17 protein-coding genes are annotated in these 20469 nt (G+C 34.5%); 6 read left to right on the top strand and 11 right to left on the bottom strand.

The features are described from left to right. Position 1: 1 nt before the first annotated feature. The 6 genes from FLV_RS05375 to FLV_RS05350 form a co-directional block, all read right to left on the bottom strand. Positions 2–811 (bottom strand): undecaprenyl-diphosphate phosphatase, encoded by an 810-nt coding sequence (locus tag FLV_RS05375; protein WP_243231632.1) that lies wholly within the window; start codon positions 809–811, stop codon positions 2–4. A 78-nt stretch (positions 812–889) separates the two neighbouring features. Then, positions 890–1150 carry a DUF3098 domain-containing protein gene (locus tag FLV_RS05370; protein ID WP_243231631.1) on the bottom strand — a complete coding sequence of 87 codons (261 nt, stop codon included), beginning with the start codon at positions 1148–1150 and terminating at the stop codon, positions 890–892. Between the two features lie 56 nt (positions 1151–1206). Continuing rightward, positions 1207–2082: a cell division protein FtsX gene (locus FLV_RS05365; RefSeq protein WP_243231629.1), complete on the bottom strand. Its 876-nt coding sequence runs from the start codon at positions 2080–2082 to the stop codon at positions 1207–1209. Between the two features lie 303 nt (positions 2083–2385). Further along, entirely contained in the window at positions 2386–2976 is a 591-nt protein-coding gene (locus FLV_RS05360; protein WP_243231628.1) for a molybdopterin-dependent oxidoreductase, read from the bottom strand. Between the two features lie 220 nt (positions 2977–3196). Beyond that, positions 3197–5758, bottom strand: coding sequence for a TonB-dependent receptor (locus FLV_RS05355; protein ID WP_243231625.1), 2562 nt, complete (start codon positions 5756–5758; stop codon positions 3197–3199). Positions 5759–6197: 439 nt separating this feature from the next. Further along, a complete protein-coding gene (locus tag FLV_RS05350; RefSeq protein ID WP_243231623.1) occupies positions 6198–6545 on the bottom strand; it encodes a winged helix-turn-helix domain-containing protein in 348 nt (115 codons plus the stop codon). A gap of 316 nt (positions 6546–6861) precedes the next feature. Here FLV_RS05350 and FLV_RS05345 point away from each other — a divergent pair, with 316 nt between their 5' ends. After that, complete coding sequence (locus tag FLV_RS05345; protein WP_243231622.1) at positions 6862–9912, top strand: leucine--tRNA ligase; 3051 nt, start codon at positions 6862–6864, stop codon at positions 9910–9912. A gap of 599 nt (positions 9913–10511) precedes the next feature. Beyond that, positions 10512–11198 carry a zinc metallopeptidase gene (locus FLV_RS05340; RefSeq protein WP_243231621.1) on the top strand — a complete coding sequence of 229 codons (687 nt, stop codon included), beginning with the start codon at positions 10512–10514 and terminating at the stop codon, positions 11196–11198. Positions 11199–11373: 175 nt separating this feature from the next. On the opposite strand, the gene FLV_RS05335 is transcribed toward FLV_RS05340, so the two are convergent. From FLV_RS05335 to FLV_RS05325, 3 genes are all read right to left on the bottom strand, one after another. Next, the gene (locus tag FLV_RS05335; RefSeq protein ID WP_160373365.1) at positions 11374–11844 is read right to left on the bottom strand and encodes an Lrp/AsnC family transcriptional regulator; all 471 of its coding nucleotides are present in this window, start codon (positions 11842–11844) and stop codon (positions 11374–11376) included. Between the two features lie 200 nt (positions 11845–12044). After that, on the bottom strand, positions 12045–12794 hold the full coding sequence (locus FLV_RS05330) for a uroporphyrinogen-III synthase (RefSeq protein ID WP_243231615.1): 750 nt from the start codon (positions 12792–12794) through the stop codon (positions 12045–12047). An 11-nt stretch (positions 12795–12805) separates the two neighbouring features. Beyond that, a complete protein-coding gene (locus FLV_RS05325) occupies positions 12806–13477 on the bottom strand; it encodes a DUF4271 domain-containing protein (protein ID WP_243231613.1) in 672 nt (223 codons plus the stop codon). A 106-nt stretch (positions 13478–13583) separates the two neighbouring features. Between FLV_RS05325 and FLV_RS05320 the strand changes: the two genes are divergently transcribed. From FLV_RS05320 to FLV_RS05310, 3 genes are read left to right on the top strand one after another with little or no spacing between them, the layout of a single operon-like run. Beyond that, complete coding sequence (locus FLV_RS05320) at positions 13584–14309, top strand: polyprenol monophosphomannose synthase (protein ID WP_243231611.1); 726 nt, start codon at positions 13584–13586, stop codon at positions 14307–14309. Between the two features lie 10 nt (positions 14310–14319). Next, positions 14320–15660, top strand: a complete 1341-nt coding sequence (locus tag FLV_RS05315) for a dihydroorotase (protein WP_243231609.1) — start codon at positions 14320–14322, stop codon at positions 15658–15660. Between the two features lie 6 nt (positions 15661–15666). After that, positions 15667–16173: a DUF4296 domain-containing protein gene (locus FLV_RS05310; protein WP_243231599.1), complete on the top strand. Its 507-nt coding sequence runs from the start codon at positions 15667–15669 to the stop codon at positions 16171–16173. 9 nt (positions 16174–16182) lie between these two features. Here FLV_RS05310 and FLV_RS05305 read toward each other — a convergent pair whose 3' ends face one another. After that, complete coding sequence (locus tag FLV_RS05305; RefSeq protein WP_243231597.1) at positions 16183–17184, bottom strand: NAD-dependent epimerase/dehydratase family protein; 1002 nt, start codon at positions 17182–17184, stop codon at positions 16183–16185. 206 nt (positions 17185–17390) lie between these two features. Here FLV_RS05305 and tyrS point away from each other — a divergent pair, with 206 nt between their 5' ends. Next, positions 17391–18686, top strand: coding sequence for a tyrosine--tRNA ligase (gene tyrS / locus FLV_RS05300; protein WP_243231589.1), 1296 nt, complete (start codon positions 17391–17393; stop codon positions 18684–18686). 69 nt (positions 18687–18755) lie between these two features. Here tyrS and FLV_RS05295 read toward each other — a convergent pair whose 3' ends face one another. After that, positions 18756–19964, bottom strand: a complete 1209-nt coding sequence (locus tag FLV_RS05295; RefSeq protein ID WP_243231586.1) for a T9SS type A sorting domain-containing protein — start codon at positions 19962–19964, stop codon at positions 18756–18758. Positions 19965–20469 lie beyond the last annotated feature (505 nt).

The raw sequence follows: 20469 nt of genomic DNA, 5'->3' as shown, positions 1-20469 counted from the left end.
ATTATTTATTTAATGAGAAATAAGTCAATAAAAGAATTCCAGCGATAATTCTGTAATATCCCCATGGCTTAAAACCGTATTTTTTTATGATTCCGATGAAAGATTTTATCGCAATAATGGCTACTATAAAGGCAATTACATTTCCAATCAAAAATAATTTCAGATTCTCTGGTGATTGTGTCAATAATTCGTAACCTTTCAATTGAGAAACTTCATAAGTTTTTAATAACAACGAATAGGTTGTAACTGCGAGCATTGTTGGAACCGCTAAGAAAAACGAAAATTCAGCAGCTGTCTGTCTGTCTAATCCTTGTTGCATTCCTCCAATTATTGAAGCTGCAGAACGGCTTGTTCCGGGCATCATCGCTAAACATTGCCAAAAACCAATGGTTACGGCTTTTTTGATGGTGATATCTTCTTCGTTAACAATAGTTGGATTTTTGAATTGCTTGTCTATAAAAAGCAAAACGATTCCGCCTAAAATCAAAACAATCGCGATTGGGATAGGGTTTCCTAAAATAGCATCGATTTTATCATCAAATAATTTTCCTAAAATCAAAGCCGGAATAACAGCACAGGCTAATTTGATGTAGAAGTTGATTTTACTAAAATCAAAAAACTTCTTCCAATATAAAACTACAACGGCCAAAATAGCTCCAAACTGAATGGAAACCTGAAATAATTTTACAAAATCGTCTTCCTGTATTCCAAAAAAGGAACTTGTAAAAATCATGTGTGCTGTAGAAGAAACAGGCAGGTATTCTGTGAGTCCTTCGACTATTGCAATAAGAATTGCTTGTAATATATTCATTTAATTAGATTTTTAGATCGTTAGACTTCTTAAGATATTAGACTTTTGAAGAGATTAATCTAAGAAGTCTAAAAATGTCTATTTAGTTTTTTTGAAGATAGAATAAATTGTAATTCCAAAACCAATTAAAACAGCTGTTGGAGCCAGTCTGATACGTCTAAAACTAAAAATTTCTTCATTAAAAACATTCGGATTGTCACTTCCTCCACCAGACATTAAAATAAAGCCCAATACGATAACGCCAATTCCGATTAAAAGAATTTTGTAGTTAATGCCTTCAAAAAGGAATTCCTGTTTTTGTGGCTGAAATTGCTGTTCTTCTTTAATATTGTTTTTCATCTGTATATTTTGTCACCCTGAGCGGAGTCGAAGGGTTTTTGTTTTAAAATCTAAAATTAATAAAGATCATCGGTTCTTAAATTCAGGAAACGCTGTGTTGCAAAGTGTGTGCTTACCCAGGTAATCAAAACTCCTAATCCGAAAACGGCTAATAATACCAAACCAATTAAAGCTTTGTCTTCCATGATTCCTAATCCCGGGAAGTTGTTTTCTACATAAAGTAAAAGTGCGATCAGTGCAACTATTGCCAATCCGGCACCTAACATTCCAAGTTTTACACTGCGCATTACAAACGGTTTACGAATGAAGGCTTTTGTAGCCCCTACCATCTGCATGGTCTTGATGATAAATCGGTTAGAATGGATAGACAAACGTAAGGAACTGTTGATTAATAAAACCGCAATGACCGCAAGGAAACCGCTGATAATCAAAATCCACATACTTACTTTTTTGATATTGTCGTTTACTAAATTTACCAATTGTTTGTCATAAACAATATCTTCGATCATGGTGTTTTTACGCAGATTACTTTCAATTTTAACAATGCTGTCTCTTTCAACATAATCTGCTTTTAAATGAATATCGTAAGAATTCAATAAAGGGTTTTCTCCCAAAAACGTAAGGAAGTCTTCTCCGATAATATCGGTATGTTCTTTAGCGGCTTTTTCTTTGGTAACGTAAACGTATGATTTTGCAAAACGAGCTCTTTTTAATTCGGTGTCAAATGCTTTGGTAACACTGTCAGTTGCTTCGTTTTTAAAGAATACCGTCATAGCGATTTTTTCTTTAAAATCATTGGCCAGTTTTTTAGAATTAATGATGAATAATCCTAATACTCCCAAAAGAAATAACACCAGAAATACACTTAATACAACCGAAAAATAAGAGGAAATTAACCTGCGCTTTTGAAATTTATCAAAGTTAGAACTCATAGTTTGCTTAAATTATGTGGTAAAAATAATAAACAATTTCTTTATTTGAAGTTAATAACGAACTTTTATACTATAAAAGTACTATTTGATATTGAATAGTAAAGTTAATTTAACCGCAAAGTGCGCTAAGGTTTTCGAAAGGTTTGCAAAGTTAAAAGTAAATAGCCACAGATTAAGCGATTAAAATGATTTCAAAAATCTGTTTAAATCCTTTAATCTGTGGCTAAGAAATAGTAACGTAAAGTTCGTGAAGTTTTTTAAATACAAAGCTTTGTGAACTTTGCAGATAAACCATCAAGAAAACTATTTTACTTTGTAAACTTCAATGCTCTTTAGCCAGTAAACATGACGAGGCCCGGTTTTAATATCGTTTTTACAGATTAAAATCATTTCGCCGTTTTTAATCGGTTTTCCGTTTTCTTCAAATAAAATATACGTGTTTTCGCCGTTTGGATTATTGAAAATTTCTGCCCACGAAAAGGTAGCTTTATAATCATCTGAAGCTCTGGCTACGATATAAAAATTTCGGTCTTTATGACCGTTTTGTTTAATTTTTGCTTTCTCTAAAATATCTTTCAAAAGAACTCCTTTGCAAATTTTGTCGTCTTTTTTTACTTCTCCGCTTTGACAAACTACTTTGAAATTATCAATTGTTACTATTTTCATCTTTTTTAATGAATCAACAGTTAATCGAAGTGGAAATTCAATTTCGCCTTTGACTTCAATATGGTGATTGACCATTTTTAAACTGTCAGCTGATGAAAGTATTTGATGTTTGTCATTGTTGGTTTGCGAAATTTTTTCAGTCGAAGTGGTTTCTTCTTTTTTAGAAGTATTGCACATTGAGCATGTAATTGCAATCAGTAGAATGAGCATGTAATTTTGTGTTTTCATATAAAATTATTTTTAATTAGTTAAAGTTGAAAATTGGATTTTTTTATAGAATCAATCGGTGTCTGATTGTGCTGCTGACTGAATCCAAGCAGCGGGAGAAGCAAAAAAGGTATAAGTTTTAATTTCATAATTTGAATTTGATTAGTTAGGATGTATCAGAATGAATACGGATAGTTGATTAATTGTCTTTTTTACAGGAGACAGGATGAAAATCATGTGTTTAGATTTTTCTCACTTCCCATATTAATGACAAATAATACAATCCGCCAATTGACGAGCCGCCAAGAATTGAAGTATAGGCTTTGTTTAAAATATTAGTCCCGCCAATTTTAGCTGTAATTCCCGGTTTTTTGAAATTGTAATTTACCTGTGCATCCATTGTCCAATAGGCAGGAACTTCTCCGCTAACTAAAAAAGAAACATAATCGTAATTGTTTTGATAACGAGCCGTTACACTCGCACCAAGATTTTGCAGGATATTATTGGCGATTAAAGTTCCGTTTACATTAAATTCCGGAGTGTTAAAGCCGTCTTCAAGACCATCTTTGTCATCTGTTCGGTCAAGTTTGGTGTAGGTTAGGTTGGTTAAGGCCGTAAAGGTTTCATCAATTCGGTATCTTACACCTAAACTTCCTCCGTAATTGTAAATTTTACTTTTAGAATTCGTCCATAAACGATATCTGTTTTGGGTTGTTCTGGAATATAACGATGTCGGAATAAGAGCAGGATCCGTAGTGTTGGGAATACTGGCTTCAACCTGAGCGATGAAATTTTTATACGAGTTATAATAGAAATCGGCATCAATGAAAAGGCTTCGGTTTAATGCTATTCCTTTAAAACCAACTTCAAATGATTTTACAAATTCAGGTTCTAAATAGGTGTACGGATTTTTTTGAATCGTATTTTTATTCTTTTCAATAGCCTGAGCCTGAGTTAAACCTGCTGTGTTAACATCGCTGTTGACCTGCGCCTGAAATTTATCAATGGAAGCTTTGGTGTACGAATTTTCGAAAATACCGTCAGACATAATTCGTAAACCGCCAACACGTTTTACACCTCCCGAATTCACATTAGAAAATCCTTCAAAAATACTCGGAAAACGATATCCGTTTTGATAGGATACCCTGAAATTGATTGTTTCTTTCGGAGAATAAACAGCTGTAAACTGAGGTGTAAACTTGGCATCAAAATAATCGGATTTATCCATTCTGATAGTGGCTCCCAAACGTAATTTATCAGAAAAGAAACCTTTGTTCAATTGGGTAAATCCACCCGTTTTTTGATAGGTTAAATTCTCAGAATCGTTTTCAGGATTGATAAAATAGTTTCCATCCGGAACAATAATGTAGTTTCTGTAATCGAAACCGCTTAATAATTTAGCATCGATTTTTTCGAAGAAAGTTGAAAAAGCTTTGTCCCAGTTAAATAAACCTTCTGCATGAACCAAAGACGATTTTACTCGCAGTGCTGCCCCAATATCCCAATTATTAATGTTGGTTAATTCATTTTTCTTAGTTTCATAAGCTTGAGTTCCCGGTTCAAAACGACCTTGGTCAGAAGAGGTTCTGGCCATTTTATGAGCATCGGATACAGCTGCTCCGTTCGTAATCGCATTTTTGTAAGCCGTGGTGTAATCAGTAAACCATTTGTTATCTGATTTGTAGGCTCGATCCATGTTTTCTGCCAGTGAACGAATATTATAAGAGTTTCCGGTATTCTCGGTCGTTAAATATCCTTTAACCTGAAAAATTGGCGTATGATAATCAACAGCAAATTGATTTAGGGTGTAATCATCTAATCGAAATCGGTTCGAACGCTGGTAAATCGTATTGATAAGGGCTGTTTTGTAGGTTACAGAAAGTTCATTTCCTTTTTTCGGACGGAAATAAAACCCAACATCTGCCTTATAATTTTTGATATCATAATCTGAAATTTCAGTTTCTCTATAACCGGTTCTGGCAACAACATAGTTTTTACCGTTTAAATTCAGCGTTCTTCTGTTTGCCGATTCATTTCCATAACCGTTCACTTCGTCATAAGCCGGATTTTCGTGACCGTATAAATTGGTAGAAGCATTTACATTTGGTGCCAGATCGGTTCGGTCATCGGCAATCCAATCTGTTCCTCCCGTTGTGGAAGCATTTATTTTAAAGGCAAATTTAGGGCTGAGGACTTTGGCAAATCTTAAATTAAACTGCGAATATACTTTTGGAGAAAACCGGTCGATGTTTCCAACATGATTAACGCCTGTTAATTGCTGAATGCTGATACCTTCATATTCAAAAGGATTTTTAGTCTGGATATTGGCCAGACCGTTTATGGCATTCATTCCGTATAAAGCGGCAGCGGTTCCGGGAATAATTTCAATTTTATCAATATCAAGGTCGTTTGCACCCAACGCATTGGCAATTGGAGTACCCAGATGCGGAGCCTGATTATCGATTCCGTCTACCAATTGTGCAAATCTCACGTTTGTTGAATTGGCAAAACCTTTCGTATTGATCACTTTAAAACCTAAACTCGGCGTTATAATCTGTACTCCTTTTACATTTTCGAGCGCTTCGTAAATACTTGGCGATCCCATATTTTTGGCTTCCGCCGATTTTAATTGCTCAATAGTTATAGGAGAACGCATCAGGTTTTCTGAACGCCGGGAGGCCGTAATGACAATTTCATTCAGAACTTCTTTTTTGATACTGTCCTGATTTGTTTTGGAATTCTCCGTTTGAGAAAAACTTTTAAAACTTATAAAAAAGAGTAATAGGTACAGTTGTATTTTCATAATTTGATTTGGATTTCAGTGTGTTTAAAAAGACATACTGATGGTTGTTAAGGAATTGGTTTTGGCTATTTGATTTTTTTAATCGATTGTGAAATTGTTTTAAACTTACTTTTTGTAAATAATTGTTATCCTGAGCGGAGTCGAAGGCTTTTAGTGTAAAAGGCTTTCGACACCGCTCAGCCTGATACTAAATATTAATTGTAACCCGTTGAGGTATAATTATTAAAAACGTCAGTTCGAGTGTTTTTTGTGCAGAGAAACGGAACAAAACTTCTCGATACGCTCCGCACTCGAAGTGACGTGTATCAAAAACTAATTTACACCCAACAGGTTAATTGTATTTAAATTTTTTAATAAAAATCAGTATGTTTTAAAATGAATACTGAAAAATATAATTAATGGTTTTACTCCATTTATTTTTTTAAAGGGAATAATGGGGCTAAAATTTCAAATTCTGCGTTTCTCTTTGGGCAAAGTCCTTAATTCGTTTTTCAACTTCATAAAAAACCTGAATAGCTCTTTCTCCGGCTTCGGTTAATTTGGCACCGCCGCCGCCTTTTCCGCCAAGGAGTTTTTCGACCAAAGGACTTTCGGCACGCTGGTTCATTTCTTCAACCAATTGCCAGGCTTGGCGATAGGCCATTTTCATTTCTTTGGCAGCATTGGTAATGGAACCTGTTTTGCGAATATTTTCAAGCAGCCAGATTTTTCCAATACCAAGAAAAGCACCTTCGGTTTCTTCAATCCAAACCCGAACTTCAACATTGTATTTTTTACTGTCAGCCATTTTGAAATTTTTAAATGCTAATCAAAAATAATTCTTTTTTGGTGAAAATATTCTGTCGACTGAATATAATTTCTAAGTATTAAAATACAAAAATACGTATTTTCACGTAATTATAAATACGTATTTTGTTATTTTCTTTGTTTGTCAGTGAAATAGCTTTGGTACAATCTGTAATAAATGTAAATTTGCCAACTTATAATCCAGTGACAAAGAGAGGAAAGCCTTAGTATCTTTGCAACTTAGAACCTTAGTAACTTAGAAATGACTTGAGGAAGCGAAAGCATGACTCCATTTAAAATAAAAATATAAACAAGGAATGAAATACAATCCAAACGAAATTGACGCCAAATGGCAAAAATATTGGGCAGAAAATCAAACTTTTGCAGCAAAAAACAACTCTGAAAAACCCAAGCATTATGTGTTAGACATGTTTCCTTATCCATCAGGAGCAGGATTACACGTTGGGCATCCGCTGGGTTACATCGCTTCAGATGTGTATTCTCGTTTCAAAAGACACCAGGGTTTCAATGTTTTGCATCCAATGGGTTACGACAGTTTCGGATTGCCGGCAGAACAATATGCGATTCAGACAGGACAGCGTCCGGAAGACACAACACGCGTAAATATTGACGGTGGAGTGGATAAAGAAGGAAAACAAATTGCAGGATACAGAAAACAATTAGATAAAATTGGATTCTCATTTGACTGGGCACGTGAAGTTCGTACTTCAAATCCGGATTATTACAAACATACCCAGTGGATTTTTATTCAGTTATTCAATTCCTGGTACAATAAAAATTCAGACAAAGCCGAAGACATTTCGACTTTGGTTTCTATTTTCGAAAAAGAAGGAAATGCCAATGTAAATGCCGTTTCTGATGATAATATTATTGCTTTTTCGTCAAGCGAATGGAACTCATTCTCAAAAGACGAGCAGGAAAAAATCCTTTTGCAATACCGATTAACGTATTTGGCAGAAACCGAAGTAAACTGGTGTCCGGGCTTAGGAACTGTCTTGGCAAATGACGAAATTGTAAACGGCGTTTCGGAGCGTGGAGGCTATCCTGTTATAAGAAAAAAAATGACACAATGGAGTATGCGAATTTCTGCTTATGCCGAACGCCTGCTTCAGGGGCTAAATGATATCGATTGGAGTGAGTCCATAAAAGAGTCTCAAAGAAACTGGATTGGGAAATCGGTTGGAGCTTTAGTTAAGTTTCAAGTTTCAAGTTTCAAGTTTCAAGTTGATACGCAAAGTGATGAAACTTTAAACGTGAAACCTGAAACTGATTTTATCGAAGTTTTTACAACTCGTCCCGACACCATCTTCGGTGTTACTTTTATGACTTTGGCACCGGAACATGATTTGGTGGCTAAAATAACCACTCCGGAACAAAAAGCGGCTGTTGAAGCGTATATCGAAAAAACGGCAAAACGTTCTGAGCGAGAGCGTATGGCTGATGTAAAAACGATTTCTGGAGTGTTTACCGGAGCGTATGCGGAACATCCATTTACAAAAGAAGCCATTCCGGTTTGGATTGGTGATTATGTTTTGGCGGGTTACGGAACCGGTGCTGTAATGGCAGTTCCTTGCGGAGATGAAAGAGATTACGCTTTTGCTAATTTCTTTAAAGGTCAGAACGGAATGCAGGAAATCAAAAATATCTTCGCTAATGTTGATATTTCTGAAGCCGCTTACGGATCAAAAGACAATGTGGAAATCGCCAATTCTGATTTCTTAAACGGATTGAATTATAAAGAGGCTACTAAAAAAGCCATCGAAAAATTAGAAGAAATCGGGCAGGGAACCGGAAAAACAAATTACCGTTTGCGTGATGCTGTTTTCTCTCGTCAGCGTTATTGGGGTGAACCTTTCCCGGTATATTATGTAAACGGATTGCCAAAAATGATCGACGCACAGCATTTGCCAATTATTTTGCCGGAAGTAGAAAAATATTTACCAACGGAAGATGGTTTGCCACCTTTAGGAAACGCAGCGGTTTGGGCTTGGGATACCAATCAAAATAAAGTTGTTGATACCGATTTAGTTGACAACGTAACAATTTTCCCTTTAGAATTAAACACAATGCCAGGCTGGGCGGGAAGTTCATGGTATTGGATGCGTTATATGGATGCGCACAATGAAAACGAATTTGCTAGCAAGGAAGCTTTGGCGTATTGGGAAAGTGTAGATTTATATATTGGAGGAAGTGAACACGCAACAGGTCACTTATTGTATTCTCGTTTCTGGAACAAATTCTTAAAAGACAAAGGTTTTGCTCCAACCGAAGAGCCATTCAAAAAACTGATTAATCAGGGAATGATTTTGGGAACTAGTGCTTTTGTTTATAGGTTAAATTTTAATAAAAATAGAGATACGGATTCAGTTTTTTTTATTTCGAAGAATATTTATGAAAGAAATAAAAATCATAAGTATATCAAGAAAAGTGAATTATATGATTTAATTAAGGATATTGATGTCAATCTTTATAATGATATAAGCGGAGATGAAGATTCAGGTTATGAATTCTCGTTTTCAATGAATCCAATTCATGCTGATGTTTCAATGGTGAATTCTTCTGATGAATTAGATATAGTAAAATTCAAAGCTTGGAGAGAAGATTATGCCGATGCAGTTTTTGTTACAGAAGAAAACGGAAAATACATCGTTGGCCGAGAAGTCGAAAAAATGTCGAAATCAAAATACAATGTAGTAACGCCGGATGATATTTGTGAAGAGTACGGCGCAGATACCTTACGTTTGTACGAAATGTTCTTAGGGCCATTAGAGCAGGCAAAACCGTGGAATACTGCCGGAATTTCGGGAGTTTTTGGGTTCCTGAAAAAATTATGGAGATTGTATTTTGATGATAATGGTTTAATCGTAAACAACGACGAACCAACAAAAGACAACTTGAAATCTTTACATAAAACCATCAAAAAAGTAGCAGAGGATATTGAGAGTTTCTCTTTCAATACTTCGGTTTCTCAATTTATGATTTGTGTAAATGAATTGTCTTCTCAAAATTGTCATTCAAGAGCGATTTTAGAGCCGTTAGCCATTTTGGTTTCGCCTTATGCACCGCATATTGCTGAGGAATTATGGTCGCAGTTAGGATATACGACTTCAATTTCTGAAGTGGCGTTCCCAATTTTTGAGGCAAGCCATTTAGTGGAGACGAATAAAGAATATCCGGTTTCTTTTAACGGAAAAATGCGTTTCACCATCGAATTGCCTTTGGATTTAACTAAGGAACAAATAGAAGAAATCATTATGAAAGATGAAAGAACGCAAAAACAATTAGACGGAAGAACGCCAAATAAAGTGATTATCGTTCCTGGAAAAATTATCAACCTTGTAGGGTAAAAATAAATTCCAAACTTTTTAAATTCCAAATTCCAACTTTTGTTGGGGTTTGGGATTTTTTTTACGCCTTATTTGGCATCCTGAGCGGAGTCGAAGGGCTTTTAGTTTATGAACCTGAGTTCGATTAATCCAATACAAAATTATTTACAAATTAATGATGTTGATTAATATTTCTGCAAGGTCTTTTTCGAGACCTTGTAGGTATTCGGTCATTAGTATTGATAGCTACAAGGTTAATAAAACCTTGCAGGATAAGTAATATAAGGTGTTTTTTTTGAATAATCGAACTCAGGTTTATGAAGGTCTTCGACTCCGCTCAGACTGACAAAAAGGAGTTTAAATCATGATCTAAAAAAGTCTTCATGAAACACCGCGTAGTTTGTTATTGCGAAAAACACTTTGCGACTTTGTGAGAAAAAGAAACTAGTGAACTTTGCGTAAATCTTTGCAGATATTACGGTTAAATCCATCATCCGAAAATTAGAATTTTTCAAAATTGGCATTTAAAAATGATGTCAAATTGGCATTTTTAAAATTTGGTTCGTAAATTGTAGAATATTTTAAAACAGATTCTAAACAATAAATTAAAAAACATAAATATGGGAAGTGGATATTTAATTCTCGCAGGACTTATCATGCTGTTCAGCTGGCTGGTAAGTTCGAGACTAAAAAGTAAATTCGAATTATATTCGAAACTGCAATTACAAAACGGAATGAGCGGAAGGGAAATCGCTGAAAAAATGCTGGCTGATAATGGTATTCGTGATGTTCGCGTAATTTCGACTCCGGGACAATTGACAGATCATTACAATCCTGCAGACAAAACAGTTAATTTAAGTGAAGCAGTTTACAATCACAGGAACGCTGCTGCGGCAGCTGTTGCAGCACACGAATGTGGTCATGCCGTGCAGCACGCAATTGGTTATGAATGGCTGACAATGCGTTCTGCATTAGTTCCGATTGTTAGTGTGGCATCTAATTATGTGCAATGGATTTTGTTGGCAGGAATTCTGATGATTAGAACTTTTCCGCAATTACTGTTAGTGGGTATCGTGATTTTTGCGGCGACAACATTATTTACAATCATTACCTTACCGGTAGAATACGATGCAAGTAATCGTGCTTTGGCTTGGCTGAAAAATAAAAATATGCTTAATCCGGCTGAATATGCAGGTGCAGAAGATTCGTTGAAATGGGCAGCAAGAACTTATGTAGTAGCAGCACTTGGCTCAATTGCAACTTTGTTGTATTACATTTCGATTTACTCAGGAAGCAGGAGGAACTAATTTTTAATGTGACAATTTAGATAATTTGTCAATTAGATAATTTATTACAAAACCCGACAGGATTTTAAAATCTGTGTCGGGTTTGTTATTTGATGTAGTTTTTAAAATTATCTAATTATCAAAATTGCCGAATTTTCTAATTAAGTAAATTATCAAATTGACATATTATCTAATTTTACAGCTGAATTTGCCTGTCAATCTGCTGATCCAGCGAAATAAAGGTCTCCGTTCTTGAAACGCCCTCAATTGCCTGGATTTTGGTATTTAAAAGCTGCATCAAATGTTCGTTGTCGCGACAGATAATTTTAATCAAAACCGACCAGTTTCCGGTAGTATAATGGCACTCCAGAACCTCCGGAATCTTTTTTAAATCTTTTACGGCTTCAGAATTTCGGGAGGCTTTGTCAAGGTAAACACCAATAAACGCCATCGTATTATATCCTAAAACCTTTGGGTTAACGGTGAATTTAGATCCTGAAATTACACCCGAAGTTTCCAGTTTTTTCAACCGCTGATGAATCGCAGCTCCCGAAATGCCAATTTTATTAGCAATTTGAAGAATAGGTTTTCGGGCATCGTCCATAAGATAGCGAAGAATTTCTTTGTCGATACCGTCAATTTCGATTAAGAGCGAGTTGATTTTCATAGCTTGATATTTGAAACGAATTCCAGTAGTTTGGTTTAGAATAGAAATCAAATGTAGTTAAATTGCAATAGAAAAGGAAATGTCAATATTTTTTAAATTCCAAATTCCAAGGAGATAGACAGGATAGTATCAAAAGAAAAATTCCAAATACCAAGTGTTAAATTGGAATTTGGAATTTTTAAGATTGTATATTTTAGGATTTATTTTCCTTTGTTTGCTTCGGCGATGTATTTTTCTAAAGCCATTGTCATAGAAGGAGTTTCAGGAGTTGGGGCAAGAATATCGATTCTTAAACCGTGATCCAGAGCTTCTTTTTGAGTTGTGCTTCCAAATACCGCAATTCTGGTATTGTTTTGCTTAAAATCAGGGAAGTTTTTAAACAATGATTTTATTCCGGTTGGGCTGAAAAAAGCCAAAACGTCATAATAAACATCGGCCAAGTCAGACAAATCGCTCATTACTGTTCTGTAAAAAATAGCTTGTGCCCAGTCAACTTTTAAACCGTTTAATGTTATAGGAGCATCAGCATTTAATTGGTCAGATGCCGGTAACAGGAATTTTTCGTCTTTGTACTTTTTGATAAGTGGCGATAAATCTGCAAAATCTTTTGCTCCAACATAGATTTTACGTTTTCTGTACACTACATATTTTTGCAGGTAAAAAGCAACTGCTTCAGACTGACAAAAATATTTTAACCCTTCAGGTACTTTGTAACGCATTTCATCAGCTACCCTGAAAAAATGATCAACCGCATTTCGACTCGTTAAAATAATTGCAGTGTAATGGTTAAGATCGATTTTTTGTAATCGGATCTCTTTTGCATTAACTCCCTCCACATGAATAAAAGGTCTGAAATCAATTTTTATTTTGTGTTTCTGTTGGAGCTCAAAGTAAGGGGAGTTTTCCACTTTAGGTTCAGGCTGTGACACCAAAATTGTTTTCACTTTCATATTATAAACATTTACCAAGCCACCTCTTTTGTAATCCAATAATACAGGAAATAATAAGGGGCTATTTCAAGAGCGCAAAGATATAAAATAAAATAAAATAATTTATTGATTATTGTATTTTGATAAGTTTTAATTGAAATAAAGTAGGAAAACATACTTATACATGCTGAAACGCCTATTATTGCTAGCGGAATGCTTTTAGGAACATCGTTATGATAAAACAAAACTGCATTAATTGGAAGTATTAACAGGCCAATATAGGTTCTGTAGGTTGCCTTTTGTAAGTTAAAAAGATCTACAAAGTCATTAATATTGAAAGAAGTTCCAATAATTTTCTCGATTAAATACTTTGCTAATATAAAGTAGGTCAAAAATGTAACAATTTGTAAAAAAAGCATCCAGTCGGTTTTGGCGGCATGTCCAAAAATATGCATTGTCAACTGTATGAAAAACGAATAAGAAACAATTTGCACAAAAAACAAGGCAACTGTAAAACTGCTTTTTAGGTGCGAAACATCACGGTAAATTTTAACGTATTTATCTGAGAAAATAAGTTTTGTAAACTCACTAAATCTATTTTCATAAGCTGATTTAGTAATGGCGACAACGGCAAAAGCCAACACAAACAAAAGTGTCGCCCAATCTTTGTTTTCTATAATTCTGGGATGAAGCTGTTCAATCATAACGATACAAAATTAGTAATTTTTTGTGTCAATACTTTTATTATGGATTTATTATGAACCAAATGCTATAAAAAGTTTACTTTTGCGGTGAAATTACGCAGAAAAAATGAATGATAGTATTGTCATAATTCCTACCTATAACGAAATTGAAAACATAGAAAGTATAGTACGTGCTGTACTTTCGCAACATAAATCTTTTCATCTTTTAATTATTGATGATAATTCTCCGGATCGTACTGCAAATAAAGTAGTTGCGCTTCAGGAAGAATTTCAGGGAAGGCTGTTTCTTGAAAAAAGAGCCAAAAAATCGGGCCTTGGAACAGCTTATGTTCATGGATTTAAATGGGCTTTGGAACGCAAATATGATTTCATTTTTGAAATGGATGCTGATTTTTCACACAATCCGAATGATCTTGAAAAATTGTATGATGCCTGTCATTTTGGAGGAGCTGCTTTAGCTATAGGGTCTCGTTATGTTACGGGAGTCAACGTAGTAAACTGGCCTCTTAGCCGGGTATTAATGTCTTATTTTGCTTCGGTTTATGTAAAGTTTATTACCGGAATGAAAATTCACGATGCAACAGCAGGTTTTGTCTGTTATAAAAGAGAGGTTCTGGAAAAGATAAACCTCGATAAAATCAAATTTGTGGGTTATGCTTTTCAAATCGAAATGAAGTATAGAACTTATTGTGCTAAGTTTGAAATAACAGAAGTTCCGATTATTTTTACTGACCGTACCAAAGGAGTCTCAAAAATGAGTAACGCTATTATTAAAGAAGCGATACTTGGAGTTATTTCTCTTCGATTAAAAAAATTATTCAATACACTATAAACGAACGGCGATGAACAGGATTTTAATCAAAAATGCTAAAATTGTAAACGAAGGATCAATTTTTGAAGGTGATGTTTTAATAGAAAACGACTTAATTGTTGAAGTTGCTGACAGCATCAGCCTAAAATCATCCAATTGTAAAGTAATAGACGCCGAAGGAAATTATCTGATTCCGGGTGCAATTGACGATCAGGTGCATTTTAGAGAGCCTGGACTGACACATAAAGGAGATATTGAATCTGAGTCAAGAGCCGCTGTTGCCGGAGGAATTACTTCTTTTATCGAACAGCCCAATACGGTTCCAAATGCCGTTACACAGGAAATTTTAGAAGATAAATATCAGATTGCTGAAGTAAAATCATTTGCGAATTATTCGTTTATGATGGGGGCAACCAATGATAATCTGGAAGAAGTTTTAAAAACAAATCCTAAAAATGTTGCCGGGATCAAGATTTTTCTGGGTTCTTCAACAGGAAATATGCTGGTAGATAACGAGGCAACCTTAGAAAAAATATTTTCGAGCACACCAATGTTAATCGCAGTTCATTGCGAAGATGAAACTACGATTCAGAATAATTTGGCAGAGTTCAAAGAAAAATATGGTGATGATGTTCCGGTAACGGCTCATAATCTAATCCGTAGTGCTGAGGCTTGTTATATCTCCTCTTCAAAAGCAGTGGCGCTGGCGAAAAAAACCGGAGCACGTTTGCATATTTTTCATCTTTCAACCGCGAAAGAAATGGAGTTGTTTACGAATAAAATTCCGTTGGAAGAGAAAAAAATCACGGCTGAGGTTTGTGTGCATCACCTTTGGTTTACCGATGAAGATTACAAAACAAAAGGAAATTTCATCAAATGGAATCCGGCTGTAAAAACGGCTGATGACAGAAAAGAACTTTGGAAAGCTTTAAATGACGGACGTATTGATGTTATTGCAACCGATCACGCACCACATACAAAAGAAGAAAAATTACAATCTTATTTACAGGCACCTTCTGGTGGCCCTTTAGTGCAGCATGCTGTTATTGCAATGTTTGAAGCGTATCATCAGGGAAAAATCACGGTAGAGAAAATCGTTGAAAAAATGTGTCATAATCCTGCTAAGATTTTTAAAATTGAAAAAAGAGGATTCATAAAAGTAGGTTATTATGCCGATTTGGTTATTGTAAATCCAAGTTTGCCATGGAGTGTGAAACCAGAGAATATTTTGTACAAATGTGGCTGGTCTCCGTTTGAAAACTTTACTTTTAAATCCAGAATTACGCATACTTTTGTAAATGGCGAAATGGTTTATAACAACTTTAAGGTAAAAGATGTTCGTGCCGGAAAACGATTATTATTTAACAGATAAACTGCAATGAAGAATTTTGTATTTATACTATTGGTTTTGTTTCTTTCTGTAAGCTGTAAAAAAGAGTTGGTTAAAGAACCCGCCAAGCTTATTGAGAAAGAAAAAATGATTGATATTATATACGATTTATCTCTTTTGGATGCTATAAAATACCAACAGCCCTTATCGTTGGATTCAGTTGAATCGAATCCTGCGAAGTTTGTTTTTAAAAAATACAAAGTTGACAGTTTGCAATTTTCTCAAAGCAATATTTATTATGCGGCTGATTATGATGGCTACAAAGAGATGTTTGACGAAATAAATGCAAGGTTAGATAAAGAAAAAAAGAGTATAGAAATAAAGCTGAAAGCTGAAGAAAAAAAGGCGGCTAAGATTAAGAAAGCTGCCGAAGCCAAAAAGGCTGCTGAAGCCAAAAAGAAAAAGCTAAAAGAAACGGCAAAAGATTCTGTGAAAAATAAAAAAGTGGTAAAAAAAGTGGTACTCGATTCTATAAAAAGAACAAAACGACTTTAACACAAAGGATTATAATTTTGATACATTGCTTATGTATTGATGCACATCTAAAAAAACCGTTCTCAGAGCGGTTTTTATTTTTTCATTTGAATATAGATTTTTAGAATAGGAAGCTTTGGCAGTTGCTTTAGTGAGACTTCTTTTTTGAAAAAATAAAGTCGAAAATATTCCATCAGCAATCCAAAGAAAATGCATGAATAGTGGTGCTGCGTGAATGTTTGGTCTCTTTACTTTCAAAACATCGGCAATTGTATTTAGAATATCCCTGAAAACAATATTATCTGAAATTAGCGTAAAACGCTCGTTTTTTATATCACTTTTCATTAACTCAAAAGCAATTTTGGTTACATCAGTTATGGTAACAAATCCGGTGTTTCCAAGTGTGTAGAAGGAGAGCCCTTTGGCTACTTTTTTGTACAATTCATTGCTTCCCTGTTCGAAAATTTTTGTTGTTGAAACAGGCGCCAGAATAACTCCCGGATTTATAATAATCACATCTAATCCTTCCTGAACGCCTCGCCATACTTCCATTTCGGCACCATATTTAGAAATAGCGTAATCACTATGTGGTTTTTCCGGATTCCAGTCGGTTTCTTCTGTGATGTAAGTTTCGTGAGGTGCCAAATCTCCCAAAGCGGCAATAGAGCTTACAAAACAGAATTTCTTTACTTCTTTGGCTAAAGAAAAATTAACCATATTGGCTGTTCCTTCAATATTGGTTTTTCGAAGTATATCTTCATGTTTTGGGTCAAAAGATATTAGTGCGGCACAATGATAAACGTATTCTATATCGATAAAAGCAATTTCCAAAGAAGGAACGTCTAAAATATCGGCTTCAAGCCAATTGATTTTTTCGAATAAATCCCCTTTTTTATACAATTCAAAAACTGATTTTGTTTTTTGAATGTTATTTTGACTTCGGTAAATAGCCCGGACATTTTCTCCATTTTCAATTAAATGAAGCAATAAATGTGCGCCAACTAAGCCAGTTCCTCCTGTTACTAATACCATTTTGTAAAGATAAGTTTTTGCTCGAAAGGTTCAAAGATTCAGAGGTTCAAAGTTGCAAAGGTTTTTTTTGAGTTTCAGAGGCTCAAATTTTCAGAGGTTCAAAGTTTTTATGTATTGTCATTGAAATTGCTTTTTGTTATTGATATTGTCATTGCTTTTTGAAATTGCCATTGACATTGATTACATTTGCACAAATTATTTAAAAAATGAAGAATCTAGTTGAAGAATTAAAGTGGCGCGGGTTATATCATGACAGCATGCCAGGAACGGAAGAACAATTGCTAAAAGAAGTAACGGCGGCATATATTGGTTTTGATCCAACGGCAGATTCACTTCATATTGGCAGTATGGTTCAGATTATATTATTGGTTCATTTAAAGAATTTTGGTCATCAGCCTGTCGCTTTGGTGGGTGGTGCGACCGGAATGATTGGTGATCCTTCCGGAAAATCTGATGAAAGAAATTTGCTTAACGAAGAAACTTTGGCTAAAAACGTTGCCGGAATCAAAAGTGTTTTGTCACGTTTTTTAGATTTTAATTCAAAAGAACCAAACGGTCCAATCATGGTAAACAACTATGACTGGATGAAAGAATTTTCGTTTATTGATTTTGCCCGTGAAGTTGGAAAACGTATTACGGTAAATTACATGATGGCAAAGGATTCTGTTAAAAAGAGAATTAACGGAGAAGGGGAAGGAATGTCTTTTACGGAGTTCACTTACCAATTAATTCAGGGGTACGATTTTTATCATTTATATAAAAACAACAACTGCCTTTTGCAAATGGGAGGTTCTGACCAGTGGGGAAATATTACCACAGGGACGGAATTAGTGCGCAGAATGGGAGGAGAGAATGCAAAAGCTTTTGCTTTAACAACGCCTTTAATTACAAAAGCAGACGGCTCAAAATTCGGGAAGTCTGAAGGAGGAAATGTGTGGCTGGATGCGGATAAAACTTCGGTTTACAAATTTTACCAGTTTTGGGTAAACGCTACAGATGCTGATGCTGAGAAATATATTAAGATTTTTACTTTTTTAGATAAAGAAATAATCGAAGCCCTAATTGCAGAACATCAGGCGGCTCCGCATTTAAGAGTTTTGCAAAAGAAGCTAGCTGAAGAAATCACGATTTTTGTTCACAGTAAAGAAGAACTGGAAAAAGCGATTCAGGCTTCAAATATTTTGTTCGGAAATTCAACTGCTGAAGATTTAAAAAAATTGGACGAAAAAACTTTCTTAGAAGTTTTTGACGGTGTTCCTCAGGCAGAAATCGCAAAAGCAGATTTAGAAAACGGTTTGGAGATCATTACAGTTTTAAACGAAAAAACAGGTTTCTTTAAATCAAATGGAGAGGCCAGACGTGCTTTAACGGCGAATTCAATTTCGGTAAACAGAGAAAAAATCAAAGAAGATTTTGTGTTGACTGCAAATGATTTGATTAATAATCAGTTTGTGTTGTTGCAAAGTGGGAAGAAAAATTATTTTGTGATTAGAGTGGTTTGATTCACATTCAAGTTATAAATGAAAAAAGCATCCGTTTTGACAGATGCTTTTTCGTTTTAGTGAATATTTTTATTTAATAACTTTTCGGGTTTCATTTTTAGATTTAATCATATAAATACCGCTTTTTAACGAATCTAATGATTTGTTTTCTTCGTCTTTAGAGTTAACTTCTTTGGTTAAAACTTTCTGACCATCAAAATTATAGACATCTATTAAATAAGGTTGTGTAACCTCTTCAACTTCTAAATCTGATTGCACTATTTTTCCAAAAGGGTTATAGAAAGTTACAGGTATGGAAGTTACATTGTTATTTTCATTTGATTCGGTATTAGTTTTAGTGTCGTCAACTGAAATAAGAATATTCCAATTTCCAGTGTATGTTGTGCCATTGTTATTGTTAAAATAAGATGGAAGTATAAAAGCCGATGTCATATGTATTCCTCCAGGATTAATTGCGTTTATTGTAATGCTTCCAGGATTAGATTTTATATCAGATGAATCAAGAATTCCATCTCGGGATAGGTAAAACTCAATTTTTGCTTGGGATGATGTACTGTTTCCTAAATTTTTGACTCCTATTTGCTGGAAGTTTATATTGCCGGTTTGATTATTTATTAGGTGTCTTTTGTTTTCTAAATCACTTAATATAGAATTACAATCTGAGAAACATTGACTATAAATAATTGTGCTTTTGGGATCGATAGTTAAATCTGGTTTACCTGTTGGATTAGTTGGATTAGTTGGATTAGTTGGTGTGCCATCTTTAACGACAAATGAAGATACTGTCGATGTTATATCATTATGGGGATTAAAATCTTCCAAATTGCTTGTCTTTATGGTCAAATAATATCTACCATTACTTATACTGTTAGGGATGGAAAATTTAATTTGATAGCCTATACCTCTGGGATAATCATATTGATTTATACTTTCACTTGACAAGGTTGAGCTATTTATCATTATATCGTTAGCACCATCTACAAAGTTTTTGCTTCTAGAAAGATAAATTTTAATTGAAGTGTGCGAGTTTAGAATCTTTGGACCTTTTCGAAATATAGAATATTGTAGGGTGTTTATTGTTCCTCGATATGAATCATTATAATTAGCTAGAGAAATTTTGGATTCTAAATCTGGTTTTTGGCAATTGAATGAATCTCCAGATGAAACAAAAGAGAAAATAGAATTACTATTTGTAGTGTCTAATTGATACTCACTGTCGCCAGCTTCCACATTTGACCAGTCAATTAAATAATAATTTGCACCCAGTCCAAAATCCATTAAATATACGTGTCCTTTAGTTAGAGGTTGTGTTGTTTTTATATTTACTTTTTCTCTGTTACTATTAACTGTTGAGTTAGAGCAAAAATTATTTTGTGCTTCCTGTAATGTTGAACCTAATAAAACTGGTCTTATATATTTCCATGATAGTGAATTACAGAAGTCATCAATTGGACTGCCAAAATCGGCTGGCTCATCTACATCGGAACCCCTGTCAAGACCATAATCAGCAGCATAAATGACCTTGTAATATTTTGGCCCGGATGTTGAATCTAATATTAAATCAGATTTATAAATTTTACCTACTTCTAATTTGAAGTTTTGTCTTAAATTTACGTCTATTGTTGGTATAGGATCAACTCTGTAAGCACATTCAGCTGAAATAGCTAATTCTATATTGGATCCTAGAACTTGAAGAGTGTGAAATCTGTAAGGAGAACTTTGTGACCATACTTTTACGCTAAAAATGATAAGTACTAATAAAGTATTTTTTTCATAATTTTCT

It is taken from the genome of Flavobacterium pectinovorum, from assembly GCF_022802975.1.
Lineage (GTDB): Bacteria > Bacteroidota > Bacteroidia > Flavobacteriales > Flavobacteriaceae > Flavobacterium > Flavobacterium pectinovorum_B.
The sequence above is the reverse complement of the archived record's forward strand: the minus strand, read 5'-3'. Positions and strand labels throughout refer to the sequence as shown.

Bases quoted from the DNA above. Each gene is read 5' to 3' on its own strand.
- tyrS (WP_243231589.1), top strand. From the start codon at position 17,391: ATGAAGAATCTAGTTGAAGAATTAAAGTGGCGCGGGTTATATCATGAC.
- FLV_RS05340 (WP_243231621.1), top strand. From the start codon at position 10,512: ATGGGAAGTGGATATTTAATTCTCGCAGGACTTATCATGCTGTTCAGC.
- FLV_RS05335 (WP_160373365.1), bottom strand. From the start codon at position 11,844: ATGAAAATCAACTCGCTCTTAATCGAAATTGACGGTATCGACAAAGAA.
- FLV_RS05295 (WP_243231586.1), bottom strand. From the start codon at position 19,964: ATGGATTTTGGACTGGGTGCAAATTATTATTTAATTGACTGGTCAAAT.
- FLV_RS05345 (WP_243231622.1), top strand. From the start codon at position 6,862: ATGAAATACAATCCAAACGAAATTGACGCCAAATGGCAAAAATATTGG.
- FLV_RS05325 (WP_243231613.1), bottom strand. From the start codon at position 13,477: ATGATTGAACAGCTTCATCCCAGAATTATAGAAAACAAAGATTGGGCG.
- FLV_RS05365 (WP_243231629.1), bottom strand. From the start codon at position 2,082: ATGAGTTCTAACTTTGATAAATTTCAAAAGCGCAGGTTAATTTCCTCT.
- FLV_RS05370 (WP_243231631.1), bottom strand. From the start codon at position 1,150: ATGAAAAACAATATTAAAGAAGAACAGCAATTTCAGCCACAAAAACAG.
- FLV_RS05360 (WP_243231628.1), bottom strand. From the start codon at position 2,976: ATGAAAACACAAAATTACATGCTCATTCTACTGATTGCAATTACATGC.
- FLV_RS05375 (WP_243231632.1), bottom strand. From the start codon at position 811: ATGAATATATTACAAGCAATTCTTATTGCAATAGTCGAAGGACTCACA.
- FLV_RS05355 (WP_243231625.1), bottom strand. From the start codon at position 5,758: ATGAAAATACAACTGTACCTATTACTCTTTTTTATAAGTTTTAAAAGT.
- FLV_RS05330 (WP_243231615.1), bottom strand. From the start codon at position 12,794: ATGAAAGTGAAAACAATTTTGGTGTCACAGCCTGAACCTAAAGTGGAA.
- FLV_RS05320 (WP_243231611.1), top strand. From the start codon at position 13,584: ATGAATGATAGTATTGTCATAATTCCTACCTATAACGAAATTGAAAAC.
- FLV_RS05350 (WP_243231623.1), bottom strand. From the start codon at position 6,545: ATGGCTGACAGTAAAAAATACAATGTTGAAGTTCGGGTTTGGATTGAA.
- FLV_RS05315 (WP_243231609.1), top strand. From the start codon at position 14,320: ATGAACAGGATTTTAATCAAAAATGCTAAAATTGTAAACGAAGGATCA.
- FLV_RS05310 (WP_243231599.1), top strand. From the start codon at position 15,667: ATGAAGAATTTTGTATTTATACTATTGGTTTTGTTTCTTTCTGTAAGC.
- FLV_RS05305 (WP_243231597.1), bottom strand. From the start codon at position 17,184: ATGGTATTAGTAACAGGAGGAACTGGCTTAGTTGGCGCACATTTATTG.